The organism is Bacillus sp. MUM 116 (assembly GCF_001866655.1).
GTDB lineage: Bacteria > Bacillota > Bacilli > Bacillales > Cytobacillaceae > Neobacillus.
In genome coordinates, this window is sequence record NZ_MLYR01000183.1 from 1 (window position 1) to 2,558 (window position 2,558).

At 37.4% G+C, this 2,558-nt stretch carries 3 protein-coding genes; 2 read left to right on the plus strand and 1 reads right to left on the minus strand.

The annotated features are described in order from the left end of the window. Positions 1-672, minus strand: a 672-nt coding sequence (locus tag BIV60_RS27700; protein ID WP_071358882.1) for a DegV family protein, incomplete at its 3' end; no start/stop codon positions are given. A 131-nt stretch (positions 673-803) separates the two neighbouring features. Here BIV60_RS27700 and BIV60_RS27705 point away from each other — a divergent pair. Both BIV60_RS27705 and BIV60_RS27710 read left to right on the plus strand, forming a co-directional pair. Next, positions 804-1,646: a YitT family protein gene (locus BIV60_RS27705; RefSeq protein ID WP_071358883.1), complete on the plus strand. Its 843-nt coding sequence runs from the start codon at positions 804-806 to the stop codon at positions 1,644-1,646. An 11-nt stretch (positions 1,647-1,657) separates the two neighbouring features. Further along, positions 1,658-2,434, plus strand: coding sequence for a BsuPI-related putative proteinase inhibitor (locus BIV60_RS27710; RefSeq protein WP_071358884.1), 777 nt, complete (start codon positions 1,658-1,660; stop codon positions 2,432-2,434). Positions 2,435-2,558: the final 124 nt, after the last annotated feature.

The window sequence follows — 2,558 nt, forward strand, 5'->3', positions numbered from 1 at the left end:
GGAACCGCGCTCCTTCATCAATTCAATTAATCGGCGTAATACTTTCTTTTTTCCGCGGATCTTTTCAATCGGAACCAATTTACCATCCTCAACGTTTAAAACAGGTTTAATATTTAGTAATCCTCCAAGAAAGGCGGATGCTTTCGAAACCCTGCCGCCCTTTGCTAAATAGTCCAAATCTTCAACCGTGAAAAGATGTTCCATGTGCTGGCTTTTAAAAACAACATCCTCTAAAATTTCTTCTTTCGAAAAATTATTGGCCGAAAGCTTTGCTGCATCCATTACTATGAGTCCCTGTCCTAATGATGCACATTTTGTATCGACAATTGTTAGATCAAAATTTGGATATTTTTCCTTCACTTGGTCAAGAATCATAACAGCGGTTGAATAGGTTCCGGACAATTGTGAGGAAAATGCTATGTATATTCCAACTTCATTATTTTCAGCCATTTTTGTAAAGATTTCCTCAAATAATAGCGGAGATGCCTGCGAAGTTTTCGGTACACTTCCGTTTCGAATGGCATCATAAACAGTTTTGGGGTCAATGGTTTTTACATCTTCAAACTCCTGACCATTTACATGAACCTTCAGCGGTATTAATGTTATATTCTTTTCATCATAAAAATTTAAAGGTAAATCACATGCACTATCCGCCAGAATTTTTACCGGCATGAAGTTCACCTGCTTTCAAACTAATATCGTTAGCTTTAGTTTATCGGTTTCCAGATAAAAATACAATTCAATTGGTAAGAATTTATAAAGTTGGAAAGGGTAATTTCTTGAACATGAGGGGGACGATGCGAATGCTTTTGCTGCAAATAAAAAAATTAATAATCGTCGTAACAGGAGCCTTATTGAATGCGATTGCAATGAACTTGTTTTTAATACCTGCCAATGTCTATTCCAGCGGCTTTACAGGGATTGCCCAGTTGCTTTCAAGAGTGTTAAGTGATCTAACACCGCTTCATGTCTCGATGGGCTTTTTATTACTGTTTTTAAATATTCCGGTTGCGATTCTTGGTTGGATAAAAGTAGGAAAGTCATTTACGATTTATAGCTTTCTCAGTGTCGTCCTTTCCTCGATATTTTTATCAATCATCCCTATTAATAAAATATCTCATGACATTTTATTAAATGCCGTTTTCGGTGGAGTGATTTTAGCTGTTGGGGTGGGAATCACTTTAAAATGGGGAGCATCGACAGGCGGATTGGATATCATTGCAATGGTTTTATCCCGGATGAAAGACAAACCGGTTGGGACCTATATGTTTTTTTTAAATGGAATCATCATTGCAACCGCTGGGTTACTTTATGGCTGGGAAAAAGCTCTTTATACGGTGGTATCCTTGTATACAACCACAAGAGTCATTGATGCGATTCATACAAGACATGAAAAGCTGACTGCGATGATTATTACAAAAAAAGCGGATGAATTAAAAAAAGCAATCCACTCCAAACTGGTTCGAGGAATTACGATGATACCGGCTAAAGGGGCTTTTTCCAATGAAACCCAAGAGATGTTGATGATTGTTATTACCCGCTATGAGCTTTTTGATTTAGAAAGAATTATTAAGGAAGTTGATTCAAATGCTTTTACAAATATCGTTGAAACAGCAGGAATTTACGGTTTCTTTCGAAAAGATTAATAGGAGGCATTATGAAAAATCTATTTTGCATATTTTTACTGCTTTTTTCATTTAGCACAAGTGCGTTTGCAAATGGAACGGAGAGGAATGTAGGTAATTTGGAACTAAAATTCGATGTGAACCCTTCTGCGGGGCCGGAAGGAGTTGAGTTTGAGGTTCTACTGAGAAATGAAGGGGAAACACCCCTCAGATTGGAATTTCCAACCTCTCAAGTTTTTGAAATTACCGTCACAGATTCGGTCGGTAATGAAGTATATCGGTTCTCCAAAGGACGTTATTTTTTACAGGCTTTTCAAACCATAAAGATTGAGCCGAAAACTACCTATAAAAGAATTGCAATGTGGGACTATGTGTCGAAAGGAAAAAGAGTTCCGCCAGGGGAATACACCGTTCATGTAACTCTAAAACCTGTCCATTTGAATGATAATCCAATAAGGAGTAGAGAGAAATTAACGATTCATAAAAAAATGATGATACCTGAAGAAAATCCAGTTTTCCGCCATGTAAAAGTGGAAGGAAACAGCGGGAATTATCAAATTAGCGGTGAAACGAATCCAACTAAAGGAAGATTTTTCTATACAGTGGAAGATGGTCATAAGGAATTTATTCAGGAACATCAAATCGAGATTGACGGAAAACAGGAAGAGTGGAAACCATTTATGATTCATATCCAAATTTCTGAAACAAAACTACCTGATAATGGTTCATTAATTTTATTTTTGTATGATCGGAATAAGAAGGACGAAATAATCCACTCTTTCCCGGTTATTTTAGAGAAATTTTACTAAGAAAAGCGTAAGCGCCTGGTCAGCCCCGACAAGGCTTAGGTCCTGGCGGTGAAGTCGATCTTTGACTTTATCGACAGGACCGAAGCAAGCTAGGAAAAAAGCAGTTCATTTTTTCCCTCGAGGG

Bases quoted from the DNA above. Each gene is read 5' to 3' on its own strand.
- BIV60_RS27705 (WP_071358883.1), top strand. From the start codon at position 804: ATGCTTTTGCTGCAAATAAAAAAATTAATAATCGTCGTAACAGGAGCC.
- BIV60_RS27710 (WP_071358884.1), top strand. From the start codon at position 1,658: ATGAAAAATCTATTTTGCATATTTTTACTGCTTTTTTCATTTAGCACA.